This window comes from Microbispora cellulosiformans (assembly GCF_008728085.1).
Lineage (GTDB): Bacteria > Actinomycetota > Actinomycetes > Streptosporangiales > Streptosporangiaceae > Microbispora > Microbispora amethystogenes.
On record NZ_VYTZ01000001.1, the window covers coordinates 225,138 to 241,595 of the forward strand.

The window sequence follows — 16,458 nt, forward strand, 5'->3', positions numbered from 1 at the left end:
CCGGACGGAAGGACACGCCCTCTTCACGACCCTGAATCGGAATCGCCGGCTCCCATGGCGGCGCGGCGCGACCGGGCGAGCGGCGGGGCCGGCGATACGCCGTTCAGGACGTGCCGCCCCCGCCGCGGGCCGCGGGTCAGGACGTGGCGAACGTGAACCAGTTGAGGTTGACGAAGTCGGCCGGCTGGCCGCTGCTGAAGGTGATGTAGACCGTGTGCGTCCCGGTGACGCCCGCGATGTTGGCCGGGATGGTCTGCCAGCTCTGCCACCCGCCGGTGTTGCCGACGGCGAAGTCGCCGATCGGGGTGGCCGTCGGGCTGTCGAGCCGCACCTGGATCAGACCGCTCACGCCTGCCGCCGCGCCGGAGGCGACCCGCGCCCTGAACTGCCGCGCCGCCGTCGAGCCGAAGTTCACCTTGTCGTAGCGCAGCCAGTCGCCGTTGCCGATGTAGGCGACGTTCTGCCCGCCGCCGGAGTCCTGCGTCGTCTCAAGCTGCGTGCCGCTCTGCGCCTGGTACGCCTCGGCCTGGATGGTGGAACGGGCGTCCACGCCGCCCGGCGGGTTGCTCGGGGTCGCCGACGGCGACGGGTTGCTCCCGCCGCCGCTCTGCCAGACCGCGACGTAGTCGACCAGCATGGGCCGCCCGGAGACGGTGGCCGAGGTCGGCGTGGAGAATCCGGCGACCCCGTTGGGGAACCCGCCGCCGATGGCCACGTTGAGCAGCAGGAAGTAACCGGAGTGGGACGTCATGTTCGACCAGGTCGTGGCGTCGAGCTGGCTCTGGCTGACGCTGAAGAACTGCTGGCCGTCGGCGTACCACCGCAGCTGGTTGGGGCTGACGCTGCGGTCCCACTCGAAGCGGTAGGTGTGGAACGCCGACTGGCAGGACGAGCCGGGGCACGCCCGGCTGGTGCCGAGGCCGTTGGTCTCGTTGCACGGCCCGCCGGGGTTGACGCCGCAGTGGAGGGTGCCCCAGACGGAGTTGAGGCCGTTGACGTTCTCCATGATGTCGAGCTCACCGATGGACGGCCAGTTCTGGTAGTTGCCGCGGTACGGCGAGCCCAGCGCCCAGAACGCCGGCCAGTAGCCGAGGGCGGCGTTGCCGGTGACGTTCGGCATCTGGATGCGGCCCTCGATCCGCAGGACGCGCCCGTCGGCGGGCTTGAAGTCCGAGCGGCGCGTCTCGATGCGGGCGGAGGTCCAGTTCGAGCCGCTGCCGATCGGGGTGATGCGCAGGTTGCCGCCGCCGTCCAGGCTGAGGTTCGCCGGGTCGGCCGTGTAGTTCTGGATCTCGCCCGTCCCCCAGTTGCCCGGGCCCCCGGGGTACGCGTGGCCGGTGTCGATGATCCAGTTGCTGGACGACGGCAGCGATCCCGACGACCCGTTGAAGTCGTCGGACCAGACGAGCGACCAGCCGGACGGCGTCGCGGGCACCGACGCGTCGGCGGGCCGTACGGCGAGGGCCGCGACCGCGGCGGTGGCGGCGAGCAGCGCCACCATCGAGCGCCGCCATGGGGAGTGGAGCACACGCATGAGTACCTCTCTCCTCGGTCCGGTCGTCGCGGCGAGGGGATGGGGGGTGCGGGCGGCCTCACGGGCGGAGACGGCACATCTCGCACGTCTGCGCAGTGCACGTCTTGTACGGCCGGACGGCGGCGTCCGGCGAGGAGCCGTGAGGGCCCGCGCACCGCGAACCGCGGACCACTTGAGCGCCACTTTCCCCTTTGAATCTCACTCGCGTCAAGAGGATCTGTGAAATATGAGAGAGCGTTCTCTTCCGTTTAAGGCTCGCATAAAGCCGACAAGCGAGAGCGCTCTCTGACGGCACGAGCGGTGCTGCGAGGAACGGGAGCGGGCCCTGTCAGGAGCCCCGGCCCCAGCGGTAGACGCCGTACCCCATCAGCAGCAGGCTGACCGCGCCCGCCGCGGCCCGCCCGGTGTTCCAGGCGGTCCAGCGGGCCGAGTAGTCCGACCAGATCCTGGCCGCCTCCGCCGGATCGCCGTGGACCGCCACGGCGGCGAGGGCGTCGTTCATCGGCACGTTCACCGCGGCCGTCGGCAGGATCACACCGACGGCGTACACCGCGGCCGCCGCGAAGAAGGGCCACGCCGCTCCCGAGCCGGAGCGGGACAGCAGCAGGGCGCCCGTCCCGGCGGTGACGACCGGGGCGAGGACGAACGCCGCCAGGAACACCGGGTTCTGGATCCTGACGTTGACGGCGTTCATCGCATCGATCGCCGAGGAGGCGCCCGCGGCGTTCAGGCCCGGCATGACACCGACCGAGAACCCGAAGAAGGTGCCCGCCATCCCGGCGGTCATGAGCATGGACAGGGCGGCGGAGGCGGCGACCGGAAGATAGATCATGATGATCAGTCAACCGGCGGAGGACACCGGGCGACATCGCCGACAATCTCGACCGCATACGCGGCCGTCTACGATCTGGCTGTGGACGCGCTCGCCGACCTCCTCGACGGGCCCCGGGCGCGCGGGGCCTTCCTGCTGCGGGCGACACTGCGCCCGCCCTGGTCCGTACGGATCCAGGACGAGGCGCCGCTGTGCCTGGTGGCGATGCTCCGCGACCAGGCGTGGATCATCCCGGACGGAGACCGGGCCGTACGGGTGGGGCCCGGTGACGTGGCGGTCGTGCGCGGGCCGGGCCACTACACGGTCGCCGACGACCCGGCGACGCCGCCGCAGGTCGTGATCCATCCCGGGCAGGTCTGCACCACGCCGGACGGCCGCGGCCTGTCGGCGGAGATGGACCTGGGCACCCGCGGCTGGGGCAACGACCCGGATGGTTCGGCCGTGATGCTCGTCGGCGCCTACCAGACGCGCGGCGCGGTCACCGGCCGGCTGCTGGCGGCGCTGCCCACGCTGCTGGTGCTGCCCGGCGACTCCTGGGACGGCTCCCTCGTCACGCTGCTCGGCCGCGAGATCGGCAGGGACGAACCGGGCCAGGATGTGGTGCTCGACCGCCTGCTCGACCTGTTGCTGATCGGCGTGCTGCGCGCCTGGTTCTCCCGGCCGGACGCGCGGCCCCCGGGGTGGTACCGCGCGCACGGCGACCCGGTGGTGGGGCGCGCGCTGCGGATGCTGCACGCCGAACCGGCCCGCCCCTGGACGGTCGCCGAACTGGCCGGCCGGGCGGGGGTCTCCCGCGCCGCGCTGGCGCAGCGGTTCGGGAGGCTGGTGGGCGAGCCGCCGATGGCCTACCTGACCGGGCTGCGGCTGGCACTGGCGGCCGACCTGCTGCGTGAGACGGACGCGACGCTGGAGACGGTGGCCCGGCAGGTGGGGTACGGCACCGCCTTCGCGCTGAGCACGGCCTTCAAGCGGGAACACGGCGTGAGCCCTCAGCACTACCGGGAGAGCCTGCGCCGCTCCGCCGGTTGACCGGCCTGGGTGGGCGGCACTCCGGCCGGGACGTGCCGCCCACCGCGTTCGTCAGGACGTGGCGAACGTGAACCAGTTGAGGTTGACGAAGTCGGCCGGCTGGCCGCTGCTGAAGGTCAGGTAGACGGTGTGCCTGCCGGTGACGCCCATGATGTTCGCGGGGATCGTCTGCCAGGCCTGCCATCCGCCGGTGTTGCCGACCGCGAAGTCGCCGATCGGGGCGGCGGTGAGGCTGTCGAGCCGCACCTGAACAAGGCCGCTCGCCCCGCCCCCCGCGCCGGAGGCGACCCGTGCCCTGAACTGCCGCGCCGCCGTCGAGCCGAAGTCGACGTTGTCGTAGCGCAGCCAGTCGCCGTTGCCGATGTAGGCGACGTTCTGCCCGCCTCCGGAGTCCTGGGTCGTCTCCACCTGCGTGCCGCTCTGCGCCTGGTACGCCTCGGCCTGGATGGTCGAGCGCGCGTCCACCCCACCGGGAGACGGGGACGGCGAAGGCGACGGAGACGGCGAACGGGACGGGGAGGGGGAAGGCGAGGGCGACGGAGACGGGGACGGGGACGGGGACGGGGAGGACGTGCCCGCGCTGGTCGCGGTGGACCGGGCCGGGACGGTCAGCGTCCTGCCGTCCGAGAACGTGACGACCCTGGCCGACGAGCCGAAGTTGTGCGCGACGTACGTCCGGGCCGAGCCGTTCACGAACACGGCGGCGATCGGGCTGTCGGCGGTCACGCCGGGGTCGACCACCCCCATCCTGGCCAGGTTGTAGATCCAGTGGTAGATGTGCGCGAGCGACTCCCCCGACTCGGGCGTCAGGGTCGTGTATCCGGCGTCCCACGCGCTCTTGGCCGCGGCCGGGTCGGCGAGCGCCCGGAACTCCCAGATGACGTCCTTCCACTCGACCGCCGGGCCGCCGTTGTTCGCCTCCATCTCCGACAGGTTCTGCTTCACGTCGGCCTGGTACAGCCCGTGGTAGAGCGACCCGCCCGTGACCGGCAGCACGTTGATCCCGTGGATCTCCTCGGGGTTGGCGGTCCACCAGGTGGAGTACGCCGCGCCGGAGCCCCAGATCATGCCTGCCGTGTCGTGCCGGAACCCGGCCGGGAAGACGGCGTCGTCCTTGTCGAACCAGTACTGCGCGATGGCCGAGGTCTGGGTCGTGTGGAGGTAGACGCCGAGGTCGCGCAGGGCCGTGTCGCCCGTCGCCGCGCCGAGCAGGATCGCCCCGGCCGCGAAGTTCATCGCCTCCGACGACGACTCCTCGTTGTTGCCCGCCGCGAAGCCCTGGTGCCCGGACGCCCAGCCGTTGCCGGCGTACGGGTCGAAGTTGCGCAGGAACGGGAATCGGGTGTCCGACCTGTCCCAGTTGTTCGCGTCGGCGGCCAGCAGCCGGGCCATCGGCGCCCAGTTCGCCGCCCAGGCCGCGTCGTACCTCGCCACGGTCGCGGCGGCCATCAGGTAGTAGCCGTAGTGGAAGTGGTGGTCGTTGACCTCGGTGTCGCTGCCGTACGACGCGGGGTAGCCGGTGAGCACGCCCCAGGTGGAGTCGTAACGGAACTGCTCGGCGCCCCCGGCGGTGAACCAGCTCTCCAGCTCGCCCTTGAGCAGCCCGAGCAGCCTGTCACGGGAGGTCGCGTCGCCGAGCTGGTCGGCGATCGGCACGAGCTGGGCGAGGCGGCCGAGCGCCTTGCCGGTCCAGTAGGTGTCGGTCGCGCCCTTCCACGGGTCGGCGGCGTTCGCCTCCTGCCTGACGTAGTCGCCGAGCCGCGTCCTGTCGTACGCGCCGAGGTCGGGCAGCGACGGCAGCACGCCGTGGAACGTCTGGGCGGTGGTGAACGACGTGCCCTCGCGCAGCTTCATCGTGCCGCGCGGCGAGACGTACGTGTACGACGTCAGCGGGCTGCTCGTGGCCAGCCACTGGTGGCGGTAGAGCGCCAGCAGCGTGCCGGTCTGGGTGCCCTCCTTGACCGTGGTGGTCGCCGTGTAGGTGGTGGTGAGCCGCGCCGACGGTTCGTCGTACGACCAGGTCACCTTCGTCCCCGTGACGAAGCTGAACGCGTATTTGGCGAACAGGTCGAGCGTCGAGGCGGAGGCGTCGGGCAGCACGGCGACCGAGAAGTAGTTCCGCCCGCCGAGCGCGTCGGTCGCGACCGTGCCGCCGATGCTCCAGTCGGTGCCGGACGGCCCGAAGATCCCGTAGTGGTGGCCGTTGACCGTGACGCCGAGGACGTTGCCCCGGTCGGCCCAGACGGTCGGCGTCGCCACGAACGCGACCCGGGCGTCGCCGCCGCTCGGCGTCGCGTAGACGTACGGCAGGCCGTGCCCGATGGTGGCCTTCAGCGAGCGCGCGCCGTCCGACCAGTACGGCGTGACGGTCCAGTCGGACCAGTCGTCCACCCGGGTGTCGGGAGAGTCGAGGCCGGTGACGCCCAGCGTGAGGTCGCGGGCGTGCGGGAACTCGTACTGCCGTCCGTCGGAGCTGATCAGCGGGGTGGTGGGATAGCCGACCTCCAGCCCGCCGGCCACCGCGTGGAAGGCCAGCGGGTGGCCGTACATGTTCTCGGAGTACGGGTTTCCGGCGTACCGCTGGAAGGCGAGCGACGACCACCAGTCGTTGGTGGGCACCTTGCGGGTGACGTTCGAGGTGACCTTGGGCGTGACCGGGGCGCCGTCGGAGTTGGCGGGCCCGCTCGCCCCCGCGGGCAGGTCGGTGGTGTAGCCGCCCGCCCCGACGGGAACGGTGGCGGCGCCGGCGGGCGTGGCGGGGAGGATGGGCAGAGACAGGGTGAGGGCGGTCAGGACCGCGAGGCCGAGGGTTCTGAGGGGGAGGGTCCTGAGGGGACGAGATGGCATGGGCGACCTCCGCTGGGGGGTTCGACGACTGCGGGAGGCGATCCGGGATTCGGCGGCACGACCCGGCAGCACTTCTGGAAGCGCTCTCAGCGTGGTTGACGCTAGGCGTGCTGAAATAGGCTGTCAACGCGTAAGGAAAGTTTCACGGCGAGCGCGAGAGCGCTCTCTCTCGTTGGAGGAATCGTGCAGGGAGCTGTGAAGGGTTGAGCACGGAGACCACGACCACGCGGGACGCACTCGTCTTTCCCGACGGCTTCGTCTGGGGAGCGGCCACCGCCGCCTACCAGATCGAGGGCGCCGCCGCCGAGGACGGCAGGGCCCCCTCGATCTGGGACACGTTCTCGAAGACGCCGGGCAATGTCGCCGACGGCCACACCGGTGACGTCGCCTGCGACCACTACCACCGCTACGCCGACGACGTCCGGCTGATGGCCGACCTGGGCCTGGCGGCCTACCGGTTCTCGGTGGCCTGGCCGCGGGTCATGCCCACCGGGGCGGGCACGGTCAACGCCGCCGGCCTCGGCTTCTACGACCGCCTGGTGGACGAGCTGCTCGCCCACGGCATCACGCCGTACGTGACGCTGTATCACTGGGACCTGCCGCAGACCCTGGAGGACGCCGGCGGCTGGGCCGCACGGGACACCGCCGCGCGCTTCGCCGACTACGCCGCGGTCGTCCACGGGCGGCTCGGCGACCGCGTCCGGACCTGGACGACGCTGAACGAGCCGTGGGTCGCGGCGTTCCTCGGCTACTGCTCCGGCGTGCACGCGCCGGGCCGGCGCGATCCGGCCGCCGCGTTCCGCGCCGCCCACCACCTGCTGCTCGGCCACGGGCTGGCGGCGCGGGCCCTGCGCGCGGCCGGCGCCGCCGAGATCGCGCTCACCCTCAACCTCTCGCCCGTGATCCAGACGGACGGCGGCGAGAGCGAGGCGCGGATCGTGGACGGGCTGCTGAACCGGCAGTTCCTCGACCCGGCTCTCCGCGGGAGCTACCCGGAGGACCTGCTGGAGATCGTCGCGCGCCACGGCGGCCTCGGCCACGTCCAGGACGGCGACCTGGAGGCCGTCCACCAGCCGATCGACCTGCTCGGCGTCAACTACTACAACCCGACCTTCGTGTCGGCGGGGCCCGGTGAGCCGGCCGCCCCGCCCTTCCCCGGCAGCGAGGACGTCCGGTTCGATCCGCCGCCCGGGGCGACGACCGCGATGGGCTGGCCCATCGACCCGTCCGGCCTGGAGACCCTGCTCGTACGGCTGTCGCGCGACTATCCCGAGGTCGGGCTGATCATCACCGAGAACGGCGCGGCCTTCGACGACAAACCCACCGGTGACGCCGTGCACGACGACGACCGCGTCGCCTTCCTCGACGGCCACCTGCGGGCGGCGCACGCCGCGATCGCCGCGGGAGCGGACCTCAGGGGTTATCTCGTATGGTCGCTGCTGGACAATTTCGAGTGGGCCTACGGCTACCACAAGAGGTTCGGCATCGTGTACATCGACTACGAGACCCAGCGGCGCGTGCCCAAGGACAGCGCGCTCTGGTATCGCGAGGTCGTCAGGCGCAACGGGCTGTAGGCGGAACTATGGGACTGGGCACATGACACTGGGGGACGCATGAAACGACCCACGCTGGAGGCGGTCGCGGCGCGGGCGGGAGTGTCCCGCGCGACCGTCTCCCGGGTCGTCAACGGGCAGCTGACGGTGACCCCGCAGATCAGGGATGCCGTCATGCGCGCCGTCGACGAGCTGGGATACGTCCCCAACTCGGCGGCGCGCAGCCTCGTCACCCAGCGGACGGACTCGGTCGCGCTGGTGGTGTCGGAGCCGCCCACCCGGGTCTTCTCCGAGGACCCGATGTTCTCCACGGTCATCCGGTCGGCCAGCCTTGAGCTGGAGGCCGCCGACAGGCAGGTCGTGCTGATGCTCGCCGGCTCTCCCAAGAGCCACGCAAGGATCGAGCGCTACGTCGCCGGCGGCCACGTCGACGGCGTCATGCTGATCTCCATGCACGGCGCCGACCCGCTGCCCGCCGCCCTCGCGCGGATGGGCGTCCCCGTCGTCTCGTACGGCAGGCCGGCCGTCCCCGTGCCCCTGCCGTACGTGGACAACGACAACGTGGGCGGCGCGGAGAAGGCGGTGCGCCACCTGCTGGACCGCGGCCGGCGGCGCATCGCCACGATCGCCGGCCCGCAGGACATGATCGGCGGCCAGGACCGGCTCACGGGCTACCGCGACGCGCTGCGCGACTCCGACCGCCGCTCGATCGTCGCCGTCGGCGACTTCACCCGGCAGTCCGGCGCCGTCGCCATGCGCCACCTGCTCCAGGACGACCCGCACCTCGACGCCGTGTTCGTGGCCAACGACCTCATGGCGATCGGGGCGCTGCAGGCCCTGCGCCAGGCGGGCCGCCGGGTGCCGGACGACGTGGCGGTCGTCGGCTTCGACGACATCGAGGCGGCCCGCTACACCGAGCCGCCGCTCACCACGATCAGGCACCCGGTCAGCGAGCAGGCCGCCGCGATGGTCCGGCTGCTGCTCGGCCTCCTGCGGGGCGGCCCGGCCGCCTCCGTGGTCCTCCCCACAGAGCTGGTCGTCCGCGACTCCGCCTGAGCGTACGGAAGGGTCAGGACCCCGAACGGTCAGGACGCCGTGGTGAGGGACTCCACCGGCAGGCCGGCCTCGACCCAGTCCTGGATGCCTTCCCGATACTTGCGCACGTCGGTGTATCCGAGCGCGGTCAGCCGGTTGGCCACGGCCTGGCTGTTGGGGCAGGAGGGGTTCGAGCAGTAGGTGACGATCGGGGCGTTCCGGTCCGGGAGCAGTTCGGCGGCCCGCTCGGCGACCTCCGCCTCCGTGAGCGAAATCGCTCCCGGAAGGTGCTGCTGGGCGTAGTAGTCGCCGCCCAGCGCGTCGACGACGGTGACGGCGCCGGCGTCGATCGCGGCCTTGAGCTCGTCCCTGCTGATGAGCGCGGTCATTGCGTCCTCCAATTAACTGGACTACAGTCCGTTTTCGTGAACAGCTCAGAAATTAGCGGACCGCAGTCCGGTTTGTCAAGAGACCTCACTTCCCTGCTGGCCGACCCGCCCCGCGAGCGTGCGGACGCCGCCCGCAACCGGCGACGGGTGCAGGAGGCGGCGGCGAAGCTGTTCCGCGAGCACGGGGTCGAGGCCGTCTCGATGGACGCGGTGGCGGCGGAGGCCGGGGTGGGCAAGGGCACGCTGTTCCGCCGGTTCGGGGACAAGTCGGGGCTCGTGGCGGCCCTGCTCGACGACAAGGAACGGGACCTGCAGGAGCGCATCCTGTCCGGGCCGCCGCCGCTGGGACCCGGCGCCTCAGCGGGCGACCGGGTGCGGGCGTTCGTCGCGGCCTACGCCGACTACCTCGTCGAATACCTCGATCTGCTGCGCGTCTCCGAGACCGCGAGCCCCGGAGCCAGGTACCGGATCGGCGCCTACCGTTTCTGGCACCGCCACCTGGCGATCCTGCTCGCCGAGGCACGCCCCGGCGCGGACGCCGACTACCTCGCCCACGCGCTGCTCGCCCCGCTCGCCGCCGAGCACGTCACCGCCGTGCTGCGCGAGTGCGACGCGGCCCGGGTCACCGCCGGCCTCGCCACCCTCGCCGACGCCCTGGTATCAGAGCCGGCGGGCGGGTGATCGGCCCGTTGTGCGGCCCGGTTCGGGCTTCAGGCGAGGGCGCCGGTGATGCGGGCGAGCGCGTCGAAGGAGGCCAGGCCGTACGCGTGGAAGTCGGCCGCGCCCGCCCCGGCCGTACGGGCGGCGCGGACCTTGGCGGCGAGCCGGTCGGCCGAGTCGGTGTCGGGGGCGCCCGGCCGTAGCACGACGCGCAGTTCGGGGTTCTTGCCGATCGACCGGCGGTAGGCGGCGACGTCGTCGGCGATCCGGGCGGGGTCCCGGGCGTAGCCGAGGACCGCGAACGACGGGACGATGTCGCCGAGCGCGACCAGGTCGATCCCGAGCTGCCACGAGTCGTGCGCGGCCAGGCCGGCCGAGGGCAGCCCGTGGGCGTAGCCCTTCGCCGCTCCCGTCGCGTCCGTGAACGTCAGCCGCGCGCCCTCCGCCGTGACGGCGGCCGCGACCTCTCCCACCAGGGAGGTGACGCTCTCGGAGCGGGCCCGCGCGTACGCCACCGCCTCCGGTCCCGCGTAGGCCGTCAGCGCCGCCCGCGTGACCTCGCCCTCCGCCGGGGGATCGCCGTCCAGCACGCCCCCGACGATCCTCGCGCACTCCTGCCTCGCCGTCTCGGCGTTCACCCCGAGGTCGGCGGCCCGGCTCATGCAGTGGGGGCAGAAGCACAGGCCGAACAGGAAGGCGTCCATCGGGCCGAGCGGCACCGAGCACCGCTCGTAGCCGAAGGGCGCGAAGTGCAGCGCCTCGGCCACGACCGTGTCCACCCCCTGCCGGGCGACGGCCCGGGCCAGCGCCACCGCGTACGCCCGCACGTCGGGGTGCGCGGGACACAGGTCCGCCGGAGCGCCGCGGTCGCCGAAGCAGTTCTCCACCGTCACGTCGGGGCAGGCCAGGCCGATCGCGGCGTTGCGCAGGAAGACCGTCCAGCCGTGCAGCCGCATCCCCCGTTCGGCGCAGGCCGCGCGCAGTTCCTCCACCGGCCGGTCCTCCGCTCCCGGCTGCACGGGCGGGGCCAGGCGCAGCCCGCCGAACAGATCCTCCGGCGGTGGGAAGTGGACGCCGTCACCGCGCAGCGTCAGCCGCGTGGCGCCGTGCGGGGTGACGTCCCTGGCCTGGTGGTAGGCCGCGGCCACCGCGACGCCGCGTACGCCGTACGTGGAGGCCCGGTCGAGCAGCCCGCGCACGCCCTCGGCGCGCAGGTCCTCGACGAAGACGTACAGAGCGCTGTCCATCGATCAGCGGCCCCCCTCGCCCTCTCCCGACCACCTCGTGGATCGTACTGGACACCGTCCCGGGAGTAGACTCGCGGCCTCGCACCGATGATCACAGCACTGATGATCACAGAGGAGACCGGGCTTGAGCGGCGACCCACGGCTCGAATGGGCCGGAACCCTCTACGAGCGGGCGGTCTTCGGCGGCGACGCCTCGGCTCTCGCCGACGCCGATCGGGAGCTGGACGCGGTCGAGGCCGATCTCGTCCTGGCACGCGGGCGGGTCGTGCACGCGCGGTTCCTGGAGAGCGGCGAGGAGGACCCCCGCGAGCAGGACCTGTTCGAGCGCGCCGCCGGTCTCTACCGGCGGCTCGGCGACCTGCGCGGCGAGGGCGAGGCGCTCTTCTGGATCGGCTGCTTCCAGCAGGTCGTACGGCGCGACCACGAGGCGGCCGGGACCGCGTTGCGGCGGTCGTACGAGCTCGCCGAGGCGACCGGCGACACGCTGACGATGTCGTACGCGCTCAGGCACCTGGGCATCGCCGAGCACCTGGCCGGGCGGCTGGAGCCGGCCCGGGAGCTTCTGGAGGAGTCGGCGCGGCTGCGCCGGGAGATCGGTTTCCAGCCCGGCGTCGCCGCCAACCTGGTCGGGCTGGCCTACATCGCCGCCGCGCAGAACCGCGGGGAGGACGCCCTGCGGCTGCTCGGCGATGCGGCCCGGCTCGCGGAGGAGAGCGGCGCCGAGGGCGTGGCGCGGCAGGTCGCGGAGGCCCGCGCGGCCCTGTGACGATCGCGGCACTCCGATTCGCCGTTCAGGTGCATTCGATGGAGTGTTCGATATAGGGTGTCACTGACCGTGATGGAGAGCTCTCGCTTCCTCCGGTCCGATTCCACCCGCCGAAGAGGAGCGAGCACGTGACCGAGCTCAGGACCCACACCCTTGAGGTGCCCGGCTGCACTCTGCACTACGACGTGCATCACGACGTGCGCGAGGCCGGGGAGAGCGACGCGCCGATCCTGCTGATGATCGGATCGCCGATGGACGCGCGGGGGTTCACCGCCCTGGCCGGGCGCTTCGAGGATCGCACGGTGGTGACGTACGACCCCCGCGGGATCGGGCGGAGCACCCGCACCGACGGCGCCGCCGAGTCGACGCCCGAACTGCACGCCGACGACCTGCACCGGCTGATCGACGCGCTCGGCGGCGGGCCCGTGGACATCTTCGCCAGCAGCGGCGGCGCGGTCAACGGGCTCGCGCTCGTGGCCCGGCATCCGGAGCAGGTGCGCACGCTCGTGGCGCACGAGCCCCCCACCGCCCGGCTGCTGCCCGACCGGGAGCAGGCGCTCGCCGCCGTCGCCGACATCCGGCAGACGTACGACAAGGAGGGCTTCGGCCCGGCGATGGTGAAGTTCATCGCGGTCGTCGGCCACCAGGGCGAGATCCCGGCGGACTTCGCCGACCAGCCCAGGCCGAACCCGGCCGACTTCGGGCTGCCGGCCGAGGACGACGGCACCCGCGACGACCCGCTGTTCGCGCAGAACCTCGTGACCTGCACCCACTACGAGCCCGACTTCGAGGCGCTGCGCGCGGCCCCGACCCGCGTCGTGGTCGGCGTCGGCGTCGAGTCGGAGGGGCAGCTGGCCTGTCGCGGGGGCGTGGCGGTCGCCGAGCGGCTCGGCACCGAGCCCGTGACGTTCCCCAGCAACCACGGCGGGTTCCTCGACGACACGTTCGGCGCGCCGGGCGACCCGGACAACTTCGCCGTCACACTGCGCCAGGTCCTCGCCGCCTGAACCACGCTCAGGCCCCGGTGCTCGAATTACGGCGCTCAATTACGGTGCTCAGGTCATGGCCTGAGCACCGTGACCAGAGCCGGGTACGCGGCCCCCGGGCGTAAGCCAGTCGGGCGTGCTGTCGGTCGGGCACGGGACCGGTCGAGCTCGGTCGGGCTCGGGGTCAGTCGTAGGCGTATCCGCGGTCCGAGGATGGGCAGTCGCCGCCCGGCAGGGCCGGCCGCTTCGCCAGCACCTGGCGGGCGCGTGCGCGGGCGAGGTTCCAGTCGTTCCAGGAGTCCGGCCGGTCGAGACGGTTGGCCGCCACGACGTCCCGCAGCACGCAACTGCGGTCGGGCTCGGGCAGCCGGTCCAGGATCGGCACGGCCTCCGCCCCCAGGTCGCCCAGGTAGCCGTGGTCGAGCCGCTCCACACCGCGGATCGTGAGCTGGGTCTCGGCCACCCGCGCGTCGGGGTCCCAGACCGCGAACGCCAGCAGCGACACCCCGGTGAGCAGCACCAGCCCGCGGAAGAACCACCCGGCTCCGCCGCCGGTCAGGCGGACCGCGCCGGCCGCCAGCACCAGCACGAACACCGCGCCGAGCCACCAGATCGTCGCCTCCACCGAGGCCCGCAGCCGCGACAGGCCGTATGCGTCGGTGTAGAGGCCGAGGCGGTGCAGCGCCGACGCGAGGACGACCAGTGTGAACGCGCACAGCAGGCCGAGCAGCGCGGCGAGCAGCCGGCGGTCGGCCCGGCTCTGCCGGCGCAGCAGCGCGACCGCGCCCGCGACGATGCCGAGCACGAAGACGCTGACCGTGACGAGCTCGAAGAAGCCTGACCTCGCGTACTCCGCGTAGGTGAGGCCCGCCGTCGACAGCACCCTGCGGCTTCCGCCGAACAACACCGTGATCTGCACGGTCACGAACGCCGCGAACAGCAGGTTCAGCCCGACCAGCGGGATCATCCACACCTGACGGCCGAGGGGCATCCGCAGGTCGGGCGGGGCGGGCTCGGCCACCGGACGCAGCCCCACCAGCACCGCCGCCACGGCCAGCACCGCGAACACGCAGAACACGAAGATCCGGTACGGCAGGTCCCAGGCCCAGTCGGGCGTCCGCAGCAGGTCGCCGACGAACGCCGAGAAGACGGCGTCGGCCGAGGCGAACAGCAGGCCGAAGACGCCCAGGAGCACGACGGTCACGGCGGCGCCGACCAGGGTGGGCAGCACGCGGCTACGCCGGGCCAGATCCCGGACCGGCCCGGCCAGGAACCACGGCACCGGGAGCATCGCGAAGACGACCGAGATCCCTCCTCTGATCACCCCGAGCCAGCCCCGCCCGCCGCCGGAGAGTGCGAGCGACCCCACGGCGAACGCGGCCAGCAGCACCGGCGCGACCAGCCATTCCGCGTCGCGGAAGAGGGCCACGGCGACCAGCGCGTACGCCAGAAGGCCGAGGGCCACCGTCCACGCGGTGAGCCGGCCGCGCCGCCGCGGCAGCACCGCCGGGAAGGCCGCCGCCCCCAGCGCCACCGCCGTCAGCACGGAACCGAGCCCGGCCGACGCGTACGGCAGGGCGACGGCCGCGACCAGGCCGGCCGCCGCCGCGGCCGGCAACAGCCACCGGGGCGCGTCCGGCAGGTCCGGCCGGGGGAACAGCGGCGGCGGCACGTACGCGGGCGCCTCGCTCCACGGTGTCTCCTCCTGCGGCGCCTCCCCCGGCGTCCCCTGCTGCGTCCCGTGCGGTGCCCCGGAGTACCGGTGGACCGGGGACGAGCCGAAAGCGGCGCCCGCGGCCGCGCCGCCCACGGTGAACAGCAGGATCGCGGCCGCGCCCAGCAGCCCTTCGCCGTACACCCCGAGGACGGCCGCCGCGATCAGCCCGGCGAGGAACCCTCCCACCATGCCGAGGCCCGCGCCGAGAGCGGCCCGTGCCGACCGCCCGGCCCGGGCTTGGGCGAGCGCGGCATACGGCCAGGTCACCGGCGGATCGGTAGCCGAGTCAGCAGGCGGATCCGCGGGCCCGCGCCCCATACGCCCCTCTTCCCACGACGCCATGACGCCCTGCCGGTGTTCCTCTCCGCGCCCCGCACCCCGCGTGCCGCCCCTTACGTCGTCCCGCGCGTGCTCCCGGGCCGAGTCGCCGTCCGGACGCACCGGGGACGCGGGAGACGCGGGCACGGCCGAGACGACGCCGGGTGGCTCCCCGTGCCCCGCTGTGCCCACCCCGCGCTCCGCGTTGCCGTCCACAAGCAGGCCGTCCCGAACGCCGGCCTCCGCAGGCGCGGCCGGGACCACGCCGTGTCGCTCCGCGTGACCGGCCGCGACCGCCCCGCGCTCCGCTCCCCCATCGGTGAGCGCACCGTCCACAAGCGCACCGTTCCGAAGCCCGGCCTCGTGAAGCCCGGCCTCCCGAGGCGCCGGGGGTCCGGCCGTCTGGCGCTGGTCCCCGGGACGGCCCTCGCCGGCCTGCTTGGCGTTCATGGTCCCCCTTCGCTCACCGGCGTGGAGGGGCGCGTCCGGGCCCTCCACCGTCGCCGGGTCTCTGTGCCGTGGCAGCGCGACGACCATCCGGCAGCCCCCGGCCGGTGCGTGACCGGCTCTCTCCGGCGGCGGGTCGGCCACGGTGATCGTCCCTCCGTGCAGCTCGGCGATCTCCTTCGCGATCGCGAGGCCGAGCCCCGCGCCGCCCGCGTCGGCGGCCCGCCCGGCGTCGAGCCGGGAGAAGCGCTCGAACACCCGGGCCCGCTCCCCCGGCGGGATGCCGGGGCCGTCGTCGATCACGCTGATCTCCAGGGCCGGCCCGGCGGCCCGCGTCTCCACCCGGACCCGCCCGCCCGGCGGGCTGTGCCGTACGGCGTTGTCGAGCAGGTTGGCCAGCACCTGCGCGAGCAGGGCCGGGTCGGCGGCGAGGACGGTCCCCGGCGGCACCGCGCTCTCGACGGTCACGTCGTCACGCGCGATCGACGCCTCCGAGACCGCCTGGCGGCACAGCGACGCGAGGTCGAGGTTCTCCGGCTCGATCAGGCGCGCCCCCGAGTCGAGCCGCGACAGGTCGAGAAGCTGGGCCACGAGACGGCCCAGCCGCTGCGTCTGGGCGAGAGCCGTGCCCAGGGTGTCGAGGTCGGGCGGCGACACGCCGTCGACGACGTTCTCCAGCACCGCCTGCAGACCGGCGATCGGGGTGCGCAGCTCGTGGCTGACGTTGGCCACCAGGTCGCGCCGCTGCCGGTCGACCTCCGCGAGATCGGCCGCCATCGCGTTGAAGGCGCGGGCCAGTTCGCCCACCTCGTCGCGGGAGGTCGCCGTCACCCGCAGGCCGTACCGGCCCTTGGCGATCGTCTGCGCGGCGGCGGCCATCTCGCGCAGCGGCCGGATCATGCCCCGGGCGAGGAACTGGACCATGACCATCGCGAGGGCGACGGCGATCGCGATCCTCAGGTCGCGGGTGAGACCGGAGTTGATGCCCACCTCGTTCACGACGAACGCCGCGACCACGGCGAGCACGATCACGATCCCGAGCTTGACCTTGATCCGGCCGAGGAAGTCGAGCGGCCTCATCGCGTGGCTCTTTCCTTC

The 16,458-nt window shown here is 73.1% G+C and carries 12 protein-coding genes; 6 read left to right on the top strand and 6 right to left on the bottom strand.

The features are described from left to right. Window positions 1-136 precede the first annotated feature (136 nt). Both F5972_RS00850 and F5972_RS00855 read right to left on the bottom strand, forming a co-directional pair. Window positions 137-1,534 (bottom strand): glycoside hydrolase family 16 protein, encoded by a 1,398-nt coding sequence (locus F5972_RS00850; protein WP_191909882.1) that lies wholly within the window; start codon window positions 1,532-1,534, stop codon window positions 137-139. Between the two features lie 328 nt (window positions 1,535-1,862). After that, on the bottom strand, window positions 1,863-2,366 hold the full coding sequence (locus tag F5972_RS00855; protein WP_150930099.1) for an anthrone oxygenase family protein: 504 nt from the start codon (window positions 2,364-2,366) through the stop codon (window positions 1,863-1,865). Window positions 2,367-2,447: 81 nt separating this feature from the next. Here F5972_RS00855 and F5972_RS00860 point away from each other — a divergent pair, with 81 nt between their 5' ends. After that, complete coding sequence (locus F5972_RS00860) at window positions 2,448-3,395, top strand: AraC family transcriptional regulator (protein ID WP_150930101.1); 948 nt, start codon at window positions 2,448-2,450, stop codon at window positions 3,393-3,395. A gap of 51 nt (window positions 3,396-3,446) precedes the next feature. On the opposite strand, the gene F5972_RS00865 is transcribed toward F5972_RS00860, so the two are convergent. Then, window positions 3,447-6,242, bottom strand: a complete 2,796-nt coding sequence (locus F5972_RS00865) for a glycosyl hydrolase (RefSeq protein WP_150930103.1) — start codon at window positions 6,240-6,242, stop codon at window positions 3,447-3,449. 203 nt (window positions 6,243-6,445) lie between these two features. Between F5972_RS00865 and F5972_RS00870 the strand changes: the two genes are divergently transcribed. Together F5972_RS00870 and F5972_RS00875 are read left to right on the top strand one after the other, a co-directional pair. Beyond that, complete coding sequence (locus F5972_RS00870) at window positions 6,446-7,816, top strand: GH1 family beta-glucosidase (protein WP_150930105.1); 1,371 nt, start codon at window positions 6,446-6,448, stop codon at window positions 7,814-7,816. A 39-nt stretch (window positions 7,817-7,855) separates the two neighbouring features. Next, a complete protein-coding gene (locus F5972_RS00875; protein WP_150930107.1) occupies window positions 7,856-8,851 on the top strand; it encodes a LacI family DNA-binding transcriptional regulator in 996 nt (331 codons plus the stop codon). A gap of 29 nt (window positions 8,852-8,880) precedes the next feature. On the opposite strand, the gene F5972_RS00880 is transcribed toward F5972_RS00875, so the two are convergent. Then, on the bottom strand, window positions 8,881-9,219 hold the full coding sequence (locus F5972_RS00880) for a rhodanese-like domain-containing protein (RefSeq protein ID WP_150930109.1): 339 nt from the start codon (window positions 9,217-9,219) through the stop codon (window positions 8,881-8,883). Window positions 9,220-9,291: 72 nt separating this feature from the next. On the opposite strand from F5972_RS00880, the gene F5972_RS00885 reads away from it, so the two are divergent. Beyond that, entirely contained in the window at window positions 9,292-9,900 is a 609-nt protein-coding gene (locus F5972_RS00885; protein ID WP_225311069.1) for a TetR/AcrR family transcriptional regulator, read from the top strand. 29 nt (window positions 9,901-9,929) lie between these two features. Here F5972_RS00885 and F5972_RS00890 read toward each other — a convergent pair whose 3' ends face one another. Beyond that, the gene (locus F5972_RS00890) at window positions 9,930-11,126 is read right to left on the bottom strand and encodes a hypothetical protein (protein WP_150930113.1); all 1,197 of its coding nucleotides are present in this window, start codon (window positions 11,124-11,126) and stop codon (window positions 9,930-9,932) included. Between the two features lie 124 nt (window positions 11,127-11,250). On the opposite strand from F5972_RS00890, the gene F5972_RS00895 reads away from it, so the two are divergent. Next, a complete protein-coding gene (locus F5972_RS00895) occupies window positions 11,251-11,892 on the top strand; it encodes a tetratricopeptide repeat protein (RefSeq protein ID WP_150930115.1) in 642 nt (213 codons plus the stop codon). A 128-nt stretch (window positions 11,893-12,020) separates the two neighbouring features. Continuing rightward, complete coding sequence (locus tag F5972_RS00900; RefSeq protein WP_150930117.1) at window positions 12,021-12,899, top strand: alpha/beta fold hydrolase; 879 nt, start codon at window positions 12,021-12,023, stop codon at window positions 12,897-12,899. A 163-nt stretch (window positions 12,900-13,062) separates the two neighbouring features. On the opposite strand, the gene F5972_RS38680 is transcribed toward F5972_RS00900, so the two are convergent. Then, window positions 13,063-16,440: a DUF4153 domain-containing protein gene (locus tag F5972_RS38680; protein ID WP_150930118.1), complete on the bottom strand. Its 3,378-nt coding sequence runs from the start codon at window positions 16,438-16,440 to the stop codon at window positions 13,063-13,065. Between the last annotated feature and the right edge of the window lie 18 nt (window positions 16,441-16,458).